The sequence below is a fragment of the Desulfosarcina ovata subsp. ovata genome (assembly GCF_009689005.1).
In the GTDB taxonomy this organism is placed as follows: Bacteria; Desulfobacterota; Desulfobacteria; order Desulfobacterales; family Desulfosarcinaceae; genus Desulfosarcina; species Desulfosarcina ovata.
Genome location: NZ_AP021879.1, coordinates 7181313 through 7197745 on the forward strand (window position 1 = coordinate 7181313; position 16433 = coordinate 7197745).

Consider the following 16433-nt stretch of genomic DNA (forward strand, 5'->3'; position numbering starts at 1 on the left):
GCCTTGAAGACGAACACAAGCCCGGCGCAATTACGTCCAATTCATTTCATCCCCGATCCTTAGCGGCAGGCTGGCCGCAATCCTCTCTGCATGACCTTGCCTGATGAAAATAAGGTTGGCCGGATCCGATGTCGCATCCGGTGGTGGCGGTGAAATCTCGTTGTACGCAAATGGAGGTGGCTGAATGGATGATCGGTTTCAAACAACCCGCAGGGGATTTCTCAAGCTCGGGGGAAGCGCGTTGGCGGGAACGGCGGTGGCGTCTTGTGGTTTCTCACCCTTTAAGAAGGAACTGAGCCTTTCGAAACTGAAAAAAGAGGAGAAATCGAAGGAGACGGAAAAATGGAAACATTCGGCATGCGCCATGTGCCTGATGTGCCCGCTGCAGGTAAAGGTGAAAAACGGAAAGATCGTCGATGTCAGGGGCGAAGATACCGCCCCATGGAACGGCAAAGTTTGCGCCAAGGCCTACGGAGGAATCTGGGGGCGGGTCTATGCGCCGGACCGTATTCTTCACCCGCTGAAAAGGGTGGGAAAACGGGGGGACGCCAAATTCGTCCGCTGTTCATGGGACGAGGTGATCAATGCCGTTGCCGGAAAAATCAGAGAGTATACCGACGCCGGGCATCCGGAATGGTTTGAAAACTGGTGGGGCTGCCCGGTGCAGACGGACAACATGTATTTTCTGCATTATTTCGCCAGAATTACCGGCACACGCATCTCCTACATGCACGGCCAGATCTGCTTTGGCGACCATTCGGCCGAAAAGGCGATCACCTTCGGCGGCAACCACGCCGGCGCCCTCATGCTCTCCGGGGCTGATTTCATCAACATGAAGTATGCCCTGATCGGCGGCCAGAACTTTCCCGGGAATGCCTTCACCCCGGCAACGGCTTTCGGTGCATCGGGCTTTTACCAGGTGTACCTGAAGGCCCGGGAAAACGGGTTCCGGTTTGCGGCCATCGATCCGAAACTGGCGGACAGCTCGGCCATGGCCGATGAATGGATTCCCATCAAACCCGGGATGGATGCGGTGCTGATGATGGGCATCACCCACATCCTCATCCAGGAAAAACTCTATGACGCGGATTTTTTGGCGACATACACCAACGCCCCGCAATTGATTCGTCTGGACAACGGACAGGCCATGACCGACGCCGGGGGAAATTACCTGGCGTGGAACAAATCCAAAGGCGCTGCCGAAGTACTCAATGCGGCCGGAAAAAATGCGGACCTCGATCTGGGCCTGGGCCGGACGTTCATGGTAGACGGCGTCCGTTGCCAAACCGCCTGTGCGATGTATGCGGACATGGTTTCCGAATACACCCCCGAAAAAGTCGTCGAATTGTGCAACCTGCCGTTTCCCGCCAACCGGGTGGTTCAAATCGCTCGACGGCTCGGGAACAATCGGCCGTCGGTGATCGTTTATCCCGGCCTGACCACCGGGCGATATGCCAACTGGTTCCAGGTATTGCGCGCCTATAGCGTCGTCAACCTCTTTCTTGGCAACATCGATCAAAAAGGTGGCTTCTACGTTCCCAAACACGGGTTCAAAGGGGGCAGCGGGTGGCCCGAACCCCCCTTGGTGCCGGAATATCCCCATCCGGACCTGAAAATGGTTCCGGCCTCCTGGGGCAATGTGATGGCCGCCGACAGCCTGGATAAAAAACCCTGCTACAGCTCCCCCAAACAGTTCCACCCGGCCACCCAGGCCCTGCCATGGGAGCATTTCGACGCCATCAAGGAGGGCCGGGTCAAGGCGCTTTTCTCTACGGCAGAGAACTCCGCCATCACCCAGGTGGACACGGCCCTGGTCTATGAATGCCTGGAAAAACTGGAAATGATCGTGGTCGGAGAGCAACTGCCCAAGGAATTCGTGGAGCTGGCCGACTATGTGGTTCCCGAATCCTCCTATATCGAAAGGAGTCATCTGTATACCTTTACCCCGGTTGCCGAAGACGGGAAAGAACACGCCATGGCCCTGATGCGCGCACCGGTGATCGAATCACCGGGAGAATCCAAGCCGTTCGGCTGGTTCATGAAGCAGGTGGGGACCCGGGCCGGTTACGCCCCCTATTTCAAGGATCTGGACATCGATTACCAATGGTGGGACCGCATCCTGGAAAAGGGCAAATGTCCGGTGCGCTCGAAGGATCTCGTAGAAAATGGGCCGTATGTGGAGGTCCATCCCCTGACGTACAATCCGACGTTCAAGCCCATCAAAACCCGGTCCGGCCGGTTCGAACTTTTTTCCAACGAACTTTCCGAAGAGTGCTACCACCATCCGCAGTCGCAATGGAAGAAAAACCGGTATGTCTTTCCCTTCCCATTATACATCCCCATTGCCGCCCCCAAGGCAAGCGATGAATTCTATCTGGTCAGCGGCAAGGCCAGCTGGCACCAGAAAAACGCCACGCAGAACAACCGGTATCTGATGGAGGACGGCATCGAGGGCGGCAACCCGTATATGCCCCTGTATCTGAACGCCCGCCGGGCACAGGCCCTCGGACTCAAGGAGGGAGAGCTGGTGGCGGTCACCTGCATCGGGCCAACCAGGAACGACGATCCATGTGTGGTCGACGATGCGGTTGTGGGATATTCCCAGAAGGTCCGGATTCATCTCACGGAAGGCCTGCAGCCCGACACGGCGTTTACTTTTTTTGCCTCCGGTCACAGAAGCAAGACCATGTTGAAAAAAGTCAATCAGGGGGTTCTGCATAGTGCCTTTGTTCCCTTGAGCGTCGAACCCTATGCCGGCGGATGCGGAAAGAACTACAGCCTGGTCAAAATCAGCAAGGTAGGGGAGGCAAACTGATGAGCAGATATGCAATGATGATCGATTTGGACCGATGTGTCAGATGCCGGACATGCTATGTCGTCTGTAAAATCATGCACGACATTCCCAACCAGTTCGAATGTGGGCGGTCTTACACCCGCATCCGCTTGATGGAACCCGAAATCGGCGAGTACCCCGACGTCAGGAGATATTTCGTGCCTTACCACTGCATGCAGTGCGAGAATCCCGCCTGCGTGGCGGCATGTGAGGTCGAGGCGTCATTCATCCGGGAAGACGGCATTGTTGCCTTCGATCCTGAAAAATGCATCGGTTGCGAGGCGTGCGTGGACGCCTGTCCCTACCATGCCCGGTACATCAATGAGGAAACCGGTAAGGTGGACGGGTGCGACATGTGCGCCGAACGGATCGATGCCGGCCAGGGGCCCTGGTGCGTGGAACGGTGCATCGGCAGCGCCATGATTTTCGGAGATCTGGACGACCCGGCCAGCGATATCGTCAAGGCCATCCGGGAGAGCGGCGCAAAGCCGCTTTCCGGGCATTTTGGCACGCAACCGAAAGTCTTCTATGCGAATTTGAAGATAGCGGACAAGACCCGGATTAAACCCGCCGCGTAAACGCGACGACAGGGCCCCGGCTGGATGCAGCGGGGCCCTGTCCGGACGTCCAATAGTTTTGGGAAAGGATGCCCACCGTGAATATCATCGACCCATACATGAGAAGTCTGGTCTACAAAACGCTTTCTCAGTTATACCAATATCCGGAACCGGCCGGGCTCAATCGGTTTCAAGCGGAACGCCGGCAACTCGCCGAACTGCTAGACGCCGGTACCGCCGATTCCGGTCCGGGAGAGGCGTCGGAAGCCGTTTGCCTGTGCAATGCCATTTGCAACCAGCGGCTTGAGCCGATGCAGGTGGAATACGTAAGGCTGTTCGACTACCGGCCGACGTGCCCCCCCTTTCAATCGGCCGTGGTCAAAATGGAGCAGGACAACCCGGCCCAGCTCTACCTTCTGATTGAATCCTGCTACCGGGAGTTCGGTCTGGGCGCGAACCCCGATTTCAGGGACCCGCCGGATCATATCTCCATGGAGTTGGAGTTTATGCATTATCTATCCCATGAAGAGGGGCAGGCCATGGAGGACGACGTTCCCGAGGACGAGGAGAAATACAGGGGGGCCCAGAAGACGTTTATCGACAGCCACATCATGGCATGGGTTCCGCAATTCGCATCGTCCCTGGAAACCCATGCGCGGATACCCTTTTTCCGGAGCCTTGCCCGGATTACCGGTTCATTCATCGCCAACGAGGCACGCTATCTTGCCTCGTTTCAACCGGCGATATGATGGCCGATGCGTCCGCCAACCCGTCCCGTACAGAGCGCGTCCCGCACTGGAGACCCGCCGGTGGCCATCCGATGACCCGCAAGGCGTTCCTGCATGCCTTGATCGGTCGGAAGGAAACCGCAACGCAACTGGTGGTGGATCCGGACACCTGCGTTGCGGGAAAAAGCGATTGCCGCATCTGCGCCGATCATTGCCCCACCGGCGCGCTCGTCATCGAAAAGCAGATTTTCCTCAACCCCGATCTGTGTGACGCCTGCGGGGCCTGTATTCGATGGTGCCCGCTGGGGGCGATCGCATTTGAGTCGTTTTCGAACCGGGAGATCATGACCCGGCTTTCGAAGATCGCCGCTCCATGCCAGGCATCCGACGAGCCGCCGGCGGCCGGGATTCTTTTTCTGTGCAGGAAAAGTGCGGCGCAACTGCCCGAACTGATCGAAAAAGCAAAGCGGTCCCTCCGCTTTCACATCCTTCCCGTTCCCTGTATCGGCGCCCTGTCTCCGCTGGTGCTTCTGGAAAGCGTTCGGCTGGGCCCGGGTCCGGTTATCTGCGCATGTGCCGTGCCGGAGTGCCCCAATCACGCCTCGGCCAGGGATTGCCAACAGCTGATCGCATCGTTATCGCGCTTGACAACTCCGGGAGAAAAGCGTGACCCCGCGCCGGCGCTGCTGGTCCTGGGAGCCGATGAGCTGCGCGCGCTCATTGATGGCCCGGAGAAAGGGATTGGATGTGAGGAGCGGAGCCCGCCCCCGCCCGCACCGCCGGCGGAAGAGGATGCCTATCGGCCGGCGTTGATCAGGCGGGTGGGGGAGATGACGCAGACCATGCCTTCCCCAACGCGGTTGAACGGGCTGCCGCTGCCGTTTTTCGATCTGCATGTGGACCGCTCAACATGCACGCTGTGCGGTGCATGCAAACGCACTTGTCCGACCGGGGCGCTGACCCTCGTTGCCGGGAATACCCGAAGACTGGCTTTTTCCACCCGGGCCTGCATCGGATGCAGAACCTGTGTCAACCGATGTCCGGAAGGGGCGGTCTCCGTGGAGGCCGTTTTCTTGCCACAGGCCGTGGCAGAGGGCACGGAATGCATAAAGATGGAAGCTGAAAACGGTTGCTGCAAAAATTGCGGCAAGCCGGTTTCCAATCCCTTGCTCCTTAAAAAAATCGAAGCCCGGATGCGATCTCAGGGGGTGGTGGATTCCGCCTGCGACAGCGTCTATTTATGCGAGGCGTGCAAAAGAATGCAGTCCCTTTTCTCCTGATGGGGAGACTTTGCACGACAATCGTTTCCCGGTGTCAGACGTTTCATGGGCAGGCAACAAGAACGAACGGCGCCCAGTAAAAGGGATGGATCAAGTCCTCGATCGAGCAACCTGCAGGGGGCGGTATGTTTTTTTTATTCATCCATTCTTTAAGGCGTTCGGGGTTCAGGAAGTCTCGTTTGGCCTGGGCTAACGCGTCGACCGGACGGGGGGTTTTCAATAACTCGTCGTAAAATCGCTGCATGAACAGGCGGGTCGTATCGGCGTTGACCGACCACAGGGTCGTAACGACCTGTGGCGACAGATTTGACAGTGCGGCCGTGGAGATGCCGGAAACCGGATTCAAGGCGCCGGCCCTTGCCTTAAAGAGGTTGCAGGCACTGAATACGGCAAGATTCGCCTGGACCGGAGACAGCGCAATTTCAAGGGCAAAGATGTCCGCCCGGGGAAAGGCGAGAAAGTCAAACATGGGATCACTCTTGTCCCATACCGCATGCGTTGAGATATGCAGGACTTCAAAACGATTGCCGCTGTTCAGAAAATCGCTGCCGTTTGGCGGAAACCCATTTTCAGGATGAATCTTCCAGCCTCTGCTCTGAAACATGGATCGTAAGGAGGTAATTTCTTCGCGTGAGGCTTCGATGGCATCGAGTCCCTCATGCATGAATTCAGTGGCGCCGATGACAAACGCGCTTTTTAATGGCCCGGTCGTTGATTGCCGCGCCATTCGGTCACTGAGGCCCAAAGCGTATTTGATCCCCCGGGGTTGGATCACGTATCGTCCATCGTTCTGCTTCAAGGCTTCGAAAGGGATGCCTAACAGGCTCAATATCGGCACGATGGTAACCTGGTTCGGCAGATTGCCCAGGGGCGTCCAGATCAGCTCACCCAGTTCCGTCATGTTTGGCTCGGCATCCGCCAACCCTGCACCCAGCAAATCGATTGTCCTTCCGACCAGGGCCTGAACCTTTTCGAGCGTCGCTTCCGCCAGTCGCACAATCCTGGGCTCATTTCCCTTTGTCATCACGGCAGCCGCAAGGGGTTCCGAAAGATCGAACTGCATATAGGCGACGATGGCCTCGTCCGGTCCCATCCCCTCCAGCAGGGACGCCCAGTCTGTTGGCAATTCAGCATTGGCCCGCAGCGATGCCAATGCCTCTCCTCCGTGAGCGGTAAGCGTTTTTTTGGATCTGGCTTTCTCTTTGACGAACTGGGCATAGGGGCCGCCCTCCCACACCATGGGCGTGTTCTTCGAGGGCTCTCCCGCGAACACGAAGACGGTTTCACCCGGTTCGGCGCGGTTCAGTGTCGAGACGATCTTTTCCTCCGATGCACCGCGAAACGTATCCCGGATGACCCCCTTTCGGCGTGTTGCCTCGAGTTGTCCCCTGGCGTCGGCCAGTTTGACGGATGCTGCCGCCAGGTCGCGGACCATCTCATCCCGGTATCCCTGGGCCACCATGGCCCGGTAAAGCATTATCTCCCGGCGTACCGGCCGCAGTTGCATGCGACTGCTGTGCAGGATCAAACGGCGCACCAGATCGGGTTGAAACGCTTGAATTTCATCTGTTGCCGAAAGGCATGCACGCATCAGCAGGTTCCTGTACCCCTGGTAATGATCGCGATGATGGGCAAGGTAGCGTCCCAGGCCTTCGGTGCCGAGCTGGGCGGCCCTTGACTCGTGCACCTGGATGAGCTTTTTATAGACATCGGCCGCACTTATCATTGCCCGTGGCGACTTCTCAGCGGCCATGCCATCCGCCAACAGCGAAAGTGCCCGGACCGCCCCTTCTTCGCAATTCGATTGCCGGAAATTCGCCAGGGCTGACCGGCCTGACCGGACCGCCTGGCTGAATTGGCCCGTTGCGTGAGCCAGTTCGGCCTGGCGAAGTTTCTGCCACCCCTGAACCACTTTATCTGGACCATTAAGGAGGAGTTCCAGACCATACAGCTCGCTTGACAACCTTTCGGCCGATCGCAGGAATGCCGATTGCCACGGTCGGTTCTGCTCCAGCAGGAGGACATCCGCTTCGGATATGGGAACGGCCTTGCCGGTCTGCGCTTTTTCATTTTCAAGGGCAAAGAGATGTTCTGGCAGTAGAAGCCCAAGCAGTGCCCGCCCCAGATCAACCGTTATCTGCTCGGTGGGGGCGGTTGAAAACCTTTTGTCGGCCGCTGCAGCCAGGCCGATGTGTTTGATGAGTGCCCGAAAGCGGTAGTCTTTCGTCATTCGCTGGCAGTGTGTTTTCAGTCGTGCCGGAACAATGGCATTCGCATAATGGTCGGCAAGGGCGAAGGATGTGCACTCACTGACGACCTGGCCCTTTTCTCCGTAGACCTGAGCCCACGCCAACCCCCAGAGGGCGTTTGCGGCCGCTTTCAGGGATTCGGTGGATGCAAGCAGCCGCAGCATCATCAACTGGGAAAGCGCCTGGTCATTTCGGCCAAGCTGAATCAGAAGATTAGCCAACCCAAGGCGTTGCAGATCCGCTTGGGGGGTTGCTCCCGGTGCAGACTCACCGATAGCCAATTCCATTTTCGCGATAGCCTTCTCCAACCCGACATAGCTCTGCAAAGGCGCGAAAGCTTGATCAACCGCTGCATCGTCAAGCGGCGTATCGACCTCGCCTGCTTGTCCCAGACCGCCAACGAGGGCCATGATCCACAGAAAAAAGAGAACGGATCGCATATCGTTTAATCCATCAGCCCGATAACCATTAAAATGTCGGAATAGCCCAGCCAGGCCGGATATCCCGAAAAGGGAAAATCGCTGTCCACGATCCTGGCTCGGTCATCGTTGCCGGCCTCGCCGAGCAGCAGTTTCTGATCCCGCACCCAGGCATGCCGGCTATCGGCACGGATGCCTTGCAGCTTGCGCAAGGCTGAACCGATCGTCTCCGGCGGATACGCCTGTAGTTCTCGCGGTAACGGGCGGTCCTTGAGCCGGCCATCGGCATAGTCCATGAGGCCATGCGTTCCGGCCTCGCGTTCGATCCAGAGGGATTGCCCATTCACGGTTTCGGGTGTCGTGGTGATGCAGCCATAGAGTGTCTTGACGCGGATTCCCGTGATCGGCGTGGCAGTGTCCGGGATTCGCAATTCGTTGCCGGAGCCTTTGAAATCGGCCACTTCGATAACCTTGCCGCGCCTGAGAAAAACGGTGTGGCCGTCGGGACAGGTCACCAGGTCATCTGCACCGCGGCCGGGAATCCACTCAATGATAGCGCTGCTGTCCGCGCCTACAAGAAAGACGCGGGACAGGGTGTCGGACATTCCACTTTTCTGGGTGGACTTGGCTACCGCATCGCTTAAGCGCCCCTCGTAGTGCCCAAAGGGTCTCATCCAGCTGAAGAGACGCTGCAGCATGGGTTCGTTGTCCTCCCCCAGACCAGCGAGGGGATGAAGCACACAGCCGATCAACAGCACCGACAAACCCAACCGGCGAACGGTCTTTTTCATTCCTCGCACGCTCCTTTTTTGGCCGCCATCGTTTCATCACGGACGAGCGATTGCTTGACACCGATCCTCACTTGTTGCTGTCCGCTGCGCGAAATGACTTCCGTACGCATTTTATCCCGATTCCATATGATCCAGCTGGATTTGGTGGCCTGGATCAGAAGATACGTGTTCCCGGTGTCCACGCCGCTCACCGTTACCAGCGGATAGTTCCGGGGGTGAACCAGCCGCCCGTAGACGGCGGGCAGCATGCCGATCGACAGCAACAGCAATATCCCCATGATGACGTTGCCGATTTTTAGGTAAAAAGCGGCGTGGAGACGTCCGGTTCGGATGGTAACCACCAGCAGGGCCACGAAGAGCAGCAGTCGATGACCAATTTTTTGATAGGCCGTGTTGGGGGCGAGCAGGATCGGTTTCAAGAAGCCGGGAATGCATGCGCCGGGGTGGAGCAGATCGTTGGCGGACAGCAGAATCGCCATCGCTTCCAAAACAAACGTGCCGATCAGGATCCCGGCGAGTCCGGCCACGAGTTGAACCCCGATCAGCGCGTTGCGGGGCCCGTTTTCTCTTTTAAAGGTAATTTTGGACAGCCCCCGGGACAGCCATCGGTCCGGTGCCCAGATCAGCGTGACGCAGAGCAGCAGCACGATTGAATAGACCGCTGAATTTCCCTCAGCCAGGGGATTTACCAGGTCGAAAAGCCAGAAAAGCGAGTGAAACAGAAATCGCCCGCCTTCTTCCACAAGCAGGCCGGATTCCTGGGGGAGCCCGTTCCAGATCCCCCAGAAGGTGTAGTGCGATCGAAGCACCAGAAAGCCGATGCCATACAACAGGCTGCTCAGGCCGGCGATAGCGAACAAACCGCCCAGCAACCGCAGCGGCCACCAGGTCAAAAGATCCGATTTCAATCCGCCTGCAACGACGTTTTCCGATTCGCTGAGCATTGCCGGTCGCCTAATCGTCGGGTTGCGATTGATTATCCGCCATCCAGCGTTCTGCCATCTGCCGGGCCCTTGTGATATCCTCCGGTTTCATCTGGCCGGCGATGAAATCACGATTCTGCGCGGCTTTGCGATGCCCGTTGGTGCCGGCGATGTGGCACCATTTGTAGGCCATCACCTCGTCGCGTGGTACACCGTCACCGGCGCTGTACATATGGCAGGTATTGTATTGGGCTTCGATATGCCCCCCTTCGGCTGCCCGCAGGAACCATCGGAACGCCTCCGGCGGGTTGTGCAGATTGTTTTGACCGATATACAGCTGGGCCAGATTATTCTGCGCGGCAGTAAATCCCTGCTCAGCCGCCTTTTTCAGCCAGACTTCACTCTCTTCGTAGCGATGTTGAACCAGACACATGGTTCCCAGATTGAACTGGGCCGGTACATAGCCTTTCACCGCAGCCCTTTGGTAATTGGCTTCGGCGGCAGCCAGGTCCTGGGCGCATCCCTCCCCGTATCGGTACATGAATCCAAGCATGGTCAGGGCCTGCAGATTGCCCTGGTCCGCATATCGTCGAAGCGGGGGCAGAATCGCTTCATACTGTTTGCGGGCAGCCTGTTCCTTGATGGTGGCCCACTGGGCATGTTCCTTTTTCGCCAGATCTGTCAGCGCAGTATCCGCGTAGACGACCCAGAGGACCCCGCCGGAATGACACTTTACCGAAATCCAGCGGCTGCCCCTGTTATGTTTGATCTTATACCCCGGAGGATCTTCCAGCCGGTAAGCTTCGGCAGCGTATGCATCGCCCACATACTTCCTGGCGATCCCTGAGAACAACGTGTCCGCCCAGCGGCGGCATTCGTCACCGTCACCGATTTCGTCCTGGGCCACGATGGCATAAATCCGATATGTCATCGGTGTGACGAAAACCTTGAAATCCGAAAGCACGGGCAGGGTCGCCGGCGGTGGATAATCGAAAGCGAACAGCGTATCCGAACTGCTCATGCCGGTTGCTTCGGCCGGATCGAATACCGCACCGAGGGTCTGGCCAAAGGCCGCCACAATCGGTTGGTTCCCGGCACGGCAGGAAGCATCCGATTGGATCAGAACCAGACAGGAAATCAAGATGATTTTACGAAAGGTCACTGCTCCCCCCTTCGGTTCCAATGGATGAAAGGGCTCTTCAGGAACAATCGCAGTTAAACGATATCTGTGCAAATATGAGAGCGGAAGCTTTTTTATGAAATTGAATTGACTGAATCGTAATCGGGACTCACCGGATTTGTCAATCCAAAAGGGGATAGGGACTTTCGAAAGATTCTGCCACCGGCATAGGGTTGATATGCCGAACCAATGAGGGTGTTTTACCGGGGCCGACAGTTGCCTGTGCGATTTTGGTGTCCGGATCACGGATCGGTGGCAGCCTTCAGCGCCGTCGATAAAGAAGAATCCCGCGGTAAACCAGAATATACCCCCCCACCGCCAGGGGAATGGCGAGAATAATACCGCCGATGGAAAGATCGGCCAGGACCCGCGGCGATTGGGTGATCAGTTCCAGCATGCCCGATGCATCCAGATGGGCCGGCCACCGGGCACCTTCCGAAAATCCCACCAGGCGTATGCCGACCCAGTAGTTGAGCGGATAGATCAGCGGTGCCGTCACCACGTTGGTGATGTTCACCCCGGCGATGGCACTGATTCTGCTCCATCCCAGAAGGGATGCCAGACCCAGTGACAAAAAGACGTGCGTTCCCCAGAACGGCGTCATGCCGATCATGATGCCAAGGGAAAACCCCAGGGCGATTTCACGGGGTGCCCCCTGGATGCGGGTGAGGCGGCGCCAGATGCGGATGCGTATCGATTGAGCGGATGTGGATGTGGACAGTTTCTTCAATACCATTCATATGCGGTCCCGGTTCACGTGGAACGTCAGCCCCGATCCGGTCACTTCACTTAGGCCGGTTTTTACGAACATGATGATCCACAGCACTTGCAGGAAAAGGATCATTGCCGGGTTCCAGAGCTGCCGGAGTCCGGCCAGCAGGTCCGGTTGCCGGCCACCGACGAATGGGAAGAGAAGCGGAATCATCAGGCCGTAGGGAATGGTTATCAGGCTCATGATCTGATAGACGCTGATCTTCCGGTCGCCGCGGTAGTCCGCACGCAGAAATTCGGACACGAATCGCCACCCCTGGGTCACCAGCAGGCAGAGGAAAAAGGCCCACGCATACCGGCCGTGCAGAAACAGAAGCGACCCGGCCAGGGCGCTGGTCGTGTAAAGCACGGCGGTGAGGGCCTGGACGGCGAAGATCGGCTGCCCTTCCAACTGGTGGGCATAGGCGATTTTTTTGGTGCCGCCGCTATAGGTGAACGTGGCCCATGAGAGATAGCGCTTCACCAGCGGCGGGGTGGCCGCAATGGGCCTGCCGTAGCAACATCCATAGCTGATGCAGGCCAGGCGGCCGATGCCTTCGCCCAGGGCGTAGCCCACCATCAAGGCCGCGACCACGGCCATGCTTTCAAATCGGATCGCCATCCAGCGGCCGGCGATCGCTTCCATGAGCAACACCAGCCAGGGCGCGGCCACAATGCCCACAAACGATGCGGCGCCCACGCTGAGGGTGTGGGGTTTTTTCTCAACCCAGCGGGCGATAATGCGCGATGCCGGCAGGCAGCATCCCAGCAGCGTTGCCATCACGGCGGCAAAGACGCCCGGCGCGACACCCGATGCGCCGGTGAGCACCAGGACCAGGGCAACGGCAGCCCCGAGCGCCATGGCGTTGAACAGGCCGTAGTAGGTCAGGTTGAGACCCTGCCACGATCCGTCGGCCCGTTTTTTCACGGGAATGGCGCAGATGATCTGCCAGCGTTCCCCGGGCAGTACTTTAAAGGCCCAGCCGTAGACCATGGCCAGGATAATGGCCAGCGTACTCATGAAAAGCCAGTTTGTCATTGATTCGGTTCCTTTTTCAGGCCTTGCGTCCGATCTCCGAGCGCACCCTGACGTCGGTCTCCACCAGGGGGGCCTGGAAGTTCAGCGTGTAGCGGCTGGTGACGTCACGGCGCCGCATGTTGGCCAGGATGTCTTTGGAAAAGATCACGCGCTGCCGCTCGAAAATCAGGATGTCAACGCTGCTGCCCGGCCGGTAGAGACTCTTGGGGCAGCCGCGCTTGACGAACATGCCGGCTGCCAGATCCAGCGGATCATCGTAGCGGATCGTGCTGTAGCACTGGACGATATCGCCGATCATCATGGCCACCACCTCGATCATGGCCACCTGTCCGATGCCGGTTCCGCCGGGAACGTCCGTATCGATAATGGTGACCACGCGCCGGTTTTTCGAAAAAGGCGTTACCATGGAGACCACCGCGCCGGGGTTGCACGAATGGCAACGGCCGTCAATGGTGTAAATGTCGCGGATGATTCCGGCCACGGGCGTGTGGTTGTAGTGGTATTTGTCCGGGGTCAGCCGGAAAAGGGCAAAATCGCCACCGTCAAAGGCATCGATCCATTGCGTTTTCTCCTCTCCCAGCAGCTCTGTGAAAGAGAAGAACTTCTCCTTTAGGAAAAGCGTATGCGGACGGTCGAAGGAGCCCACCAGTACGCGGGCATCGGCAGGGGAGACGATCCGTTCCGGCGCCTGGGGCATGGGACGGCAGGTCCAGTAACGGATCCGGCGTTCGAACAGTTTGCGCGGGGAATCCAGGCTGTCCGGAGCGTCCAGGCATTCGTCCAGGTCGATGCCCATCCGGCGGATACGTTGCAGCCGTCGGGAACCGTTGATGCCCAGGGAGAAGTCAAAATTGAGAAAACCGAGCAGGGCCGACATGCGCCGCGACGTGGCGGCCCGGAACAAAAGGGAGGGGTTTTCGCGTGCCCCGGCGTACAGGCGATGGATCAGGGGATCGGCGATCAATCGCTCGGTGGTCACGCCGGCCGTTTGGCGGTCAATGTACTGGTGGGGTGTCGGTTGCATGGTCAGGCAAAACTCCATCGTTGGGTGAACCGGACCGGGGGTTCCGTTTCATGTGGGTGAGGGTCAGCAGCATCAGGTGGATCAACCGGGCCAGGGCCGGCGTCGTAAGGGCCTCGTTCACCACGGCGGATCGACGGTTGCGGATCTCGGTGGCTGCATCTTTTCCCCCAAGGACCGAAAAAAGGGCCTGATTGTAAATCCCCCGGCGCCAGGTGGACATTCCGTCGAGGTGACGGACCTGCTCGGTCCACACGTCCAATGCCTGTTCGATCTGCTCTTTTTTCAGATCTTCGCGGTAGAACTTCTCTGCGGCGCTGTTGAATTCATCACTGGACAGGGCCATGGGGGCTGCGGCACCGGCATTGTCGCAGATCCGCCGCGTCAACCGGCCGGCTGCCGTATGGCAACCCTTTCCCGCCGTGCGACGGGCCAGGTCCGCAAGGGTGGGCCCCAGGCCGCCCGCTTCGATCAGTTCCGGGGCATCCTGGTGCAGCAATTTGACCAGCATCTGCCGGAAATCGACCATCCGTACCCGGGTATATCCGGCATAGCGACGGCTGTTGCGGATGTTGGCGGTTTTTCGTACCATGCGTGCCAGCAGGTGGTTGGGCGTATCCGTGCGCACATAGAAAGTGGGAATCCCGGCCGCCGTACCGAAGAAGATCTGGCGCCGCTCGCTTTCAATGAACGGGTGGTCGGGAATGTCGGCGTGGGTGACGGCACCGGTGAAAATATACTTGTAGGCCAGGCTGGTGACCAGCATCTGCAGGTTTGCCGCCGGTGCCATGTCGCGCTGGAGGTTTTCGAAAAGACTGTAGTGGCGGCCTTCGAATCCGCTGAAGCCCATGGTCTGGAAGCAGCGTGCCCGGTAGAGCATGTACAGCGGCATGCACGGGTCGAACACGCCCATGTCGCCCAGGTCCTGTTTCAGGCGCGTTTCGTTTCCCAGGCAGCCGTCCAGGGCGGGGCTTTCGTCGGTGGCCATCAGGGCTACCAGATAGTCGATCAGCCGGAAATCGGGAACGAAATCGCCCTTGAGACCAAACCCGCGCGCCAGGGTACGATCCAGCCATTCCGGGCCGAAGGGCGTGATGCAGCGGCCCAGGATTTTCATGTGGGCCTTTTTTTTCCAGCGCCGCCAGAGCATTCTCAGGTGGGTGAAGTCCAGTTCGTGGGGCAGGAATCCCAGAACCCGCTCGGGATGGAAATCCATGAAATCGATTCGGTAGGGCGCTGCCGAAAAGGTGCCCACGAACAGCGGCAGGAAATGCTCGATGATCTTGATGGCCAGGTCGCCGTAATGCTTCTCTTCCGCAGGACCGAAGCCGGAACCGGGATCCTGCATACAGCCCGTCAGCCGGCGGCTGCCCAGGCTGATGTGGGTGCCGTTGTTGGCCAGGCTGATGTTTGAGGTGCTGGGCAGGACCACCAGGTTGTTGGCGACGATGCCTGCCTCGCGCAGCTTGATCACCGCGTTGAGCTGGCTGCGTGAGAGCACTGTGTGGCACAGGTGCATGTAGCGGTGCTTGGCCTCTCCGTCGTTCCAGCCGGACAGGCAGGGGCTCATGAAGAGTGATCGGTAGAAGCTGTCCGAGATGAGCGCGTTGAGGCGTTTCTGGCGTAGGGGCGGGTGGGGGGCGAAATAGAGGGTTGCCCGCTGGCCGCTGTCGATGAGGCCGAACTGCCGATTGGCATACTGGATCAAAAGCTGCGAGAACAAAAAGCGCAGGGAGGTTTCCCGGGCCAGGGCGTCACCCGGTCCGGCCTGCCCGTCGGCGCATACCGGATGGAAGGAGAAGGTTTCCGGCGACGTATTGTCCGAGAGAAAATGGTTCATGGCCGCCTGGCCGGCGTCGCGGATGGTGGCGTGCACGGACGGGTGGCCCACGGCATCGGCCAGGGCCAGTTTCAGCAGGTAGCTGATGGGGATGCGCAGATATTCGCAGCCGGCCATGGTGATGGAAAACTGGCAGGCATCGCTGCGCTGGGGACTGTCTTTGCGGCGCTTGTCGGCCTGCAGGTCTTCCGCGAAGACCTGTCGGGCATAGGGGGTCAGTGCATCAACGGGCAGACGCACCCAACTGTTCTCCCAGACCCGGTCATGATTGCTTTCCAGAAAACGTTCCAGGGCGGTAATCCGAAACTGCGGGGTGTCTCCCCGCCGGGCTCGCTTTTTAAGGTTGCGGAAAAAGCCGGAGGCTTCGATCTCGCAGGCCAGATCCACCTGCTCGCGATCGCCCAGAACAGCGGTCTGGTATTCGTTTTCGGCACCGGCGGTGGTGTCGTACGGCGTGAAAGGAAGGCTCCGGGCCAGCCCGTCCGGGGTTGCCGTGTCGATTTCCAGCAGATGAATCAGTTTAAACCGGTTGGCCGCCGGATTGACGGGTGGTTGGGGCGCTTCCAACGGGAGGGGCTGGCCGGCCAGTGGGATCATTGTTCTCTCTTATCTAAAAGAAGAAGGTCATCCATACACTGGCAGCAATGCACAGCAGGGAGGCTGACAACATGGCGATATCCGTCGGGCAGTTGTTCATTGGTATTTCCTCCGCCATTTGGTGGAATTCTTTCTTGCCGGAATCCTAAAACTCCAAGTTTAATCATGACGAACCCTAAAGGCTGCTGATTAGCCCTTTGTTTACCATCCATTAGAAAATGGTTAG

The 16433-nt window shown here is 58.5% G+C and carries 13 protein-coding genes; 4 read left to right on the top strand and 9 right to left on the bottom strand.

Annotated features, from left to right (window positions below; translation table 11 throughout):
- The first annotated feature begins 184 nt into the window (after positions 1–184).
- The 4 genes from GN112_RS31440 (at position 185) to GN112_RS31455 (ending at position 5398) form a co-directional block, all read left to right on the top strand.
- Positions 185–2815, top strand: a complete 2631-nt coding sequence (locus GN112_RS31440) for a molybdopterin-containing oxidoreductase family protein (RefSeq protein WP_155313754.1) — start codon at positions 185–187, stop codon at positions 2813–2815.
- Positions 2815–3411 carry a 4Fe-4S dicluster domain-containing protein gene (locus GN112_RS31445; RefSeq protein ID WP_162459207.1) on the top strand — a complete coding sequence of 199 codons (597 nt, stop codon included), beginning with the start codon at positions 2815–2817 and terminating at the stop codon, positions 3409–3411. Before GN112_RS31440 ends, GN112_RS31445 begins: the two co-directional genes overlap by 1 nt.
- Before the next feature lie 77 nt (positions 3412–3488).
- On the top strand, positions 3489–4139 hold the full coding sequence (locus GN112_RS31450) for a TorD/DmsD family molecular chaperone (protein WP_162459208.1): 651 nt from the start codon (positions 3489–3491) through the stop codon (positions 4137–4139).
- 71 nt (positions 4140–4210) lie between these two features.
- Positions 4211–5398, top strand: a complete 1188-nt coding sequence (locus GN112_RS31455; protein WP_162459209.1) for a 4Fe-4S binding protein — start codon at positions 4211–4213, stop codon at positions 5396–5398.
- A 43-nt stretch (positions 5399–5441) separates the two neighbouring features.
- On the opposite strand, the gene GN112_RS31460 is transcribed toward GN112_RS31455, so the two are convergent.
- The 9 genes from GN112_RS31460 to GN112_RS31500 form a co-directional block, all read right to left on the bottom strand.
- On the bottom strand, positions 5442–8087 hold the full coding sequence (locus GN112_RS31460; protein WP_155313758.1) for a CHAT domain-containing protein: 2646 nt from the start codon (positions 8085–8087) through the stop codon (positions 5442–5444).
- Positions 8088–8092: 5 nt separating this feature from the next.
- Positions 8093–8857, bottom strand: coding sequence for a hypothetical protein (locus GN112_RS31465; RefSeq protein WP_155313759.1), 765 nt, complete (start codon positions 8855–8857; stop codon positions 8093–8095).
- Positions 8854–9801 (bottom strand): hypothetical protein, encoded by a 948-nt coding sequence (locus GN112_RS31470; RefSeq protein ID WP_155313760.1) that lies wholly within the window; start codon positions 9799–9801, stop codon positions 8854–8856. The genes GN112_RS31465 and GN112_RS31470 overlap by 4 nt, the downstream gene beginning before the upstream one ends.
- A gap of 10 nt (positions 9802–9811) precedes the next feature.
- Entirely contained in the window at positions 9812–10942 is a 1131-nt protein-coding gene (locus GN112_RS31475; protein ID WP_155313761.1) for a tetratricopeptide repeat protein, read from the bottom strand.
- Positions 10943–11222: 280 nt separating this feature from the next.
- The gene (locus GN112_RS31480) at positions 11223–11696 is read right to left on the bottom strand and encodes a DUF2062 domain-containing protein (RefSeq protein WP_155313762.1); all 474 of its coding nucleotides are present in this window, start codon (positions 11694–11696) and stop codon (positions 11223–11225) included.
- Positions 11697–12749, bottom strand: a complete 1053-nt coding sequence (locus tag GN112_RS31485) for a prolipoprotein diacylglyceryl transferase family protein (RefSeq protein WP_155313763.1) — start codon at positions 12747–12749, stop codon at positions 11697–11699. It lies immediately after the preceding gene.
- 16 nt (positions 12750–12765) lie between these two features.
- The gene (locus GN112_RS31490; protein WP_155313764.1) at positions 12766–13773 is read right to left on the bottom strand and encodes a phosphatidylserine decarboxylase; all 1008 of its coding nucleotides are present in this window, start codon (positions 13771–13773) and stop codon (positions 12766–12768) included.
- A complete protein-coding gene (locus GN112_RS31495) occupies positions 13745–16207 on the bottom strand; it encodes a hypothetical protein (protein ID WP_155313765.1) in 2463 nt (820 codons plus the stop codon). Before GN112_RS31495 ends, GN112_RS31490 begins: the two co-directional genes overlap by 29 nt.
- Positions 16204–16419, bottom strand: coding sequence for a hypothetical protein (locus GN112_RS31500; RefSeq protein ID WP_155313766.1), 216 nt, complete (start codon positions 16417–16419; stop codon positions 16204–16206). Before GN112_RS31500 ends, GN112_RS31495 begins: the two co-directional genes overlap by 4 nt.
- Positions 16420–16433: the final 14 nt, after the last annotated feature.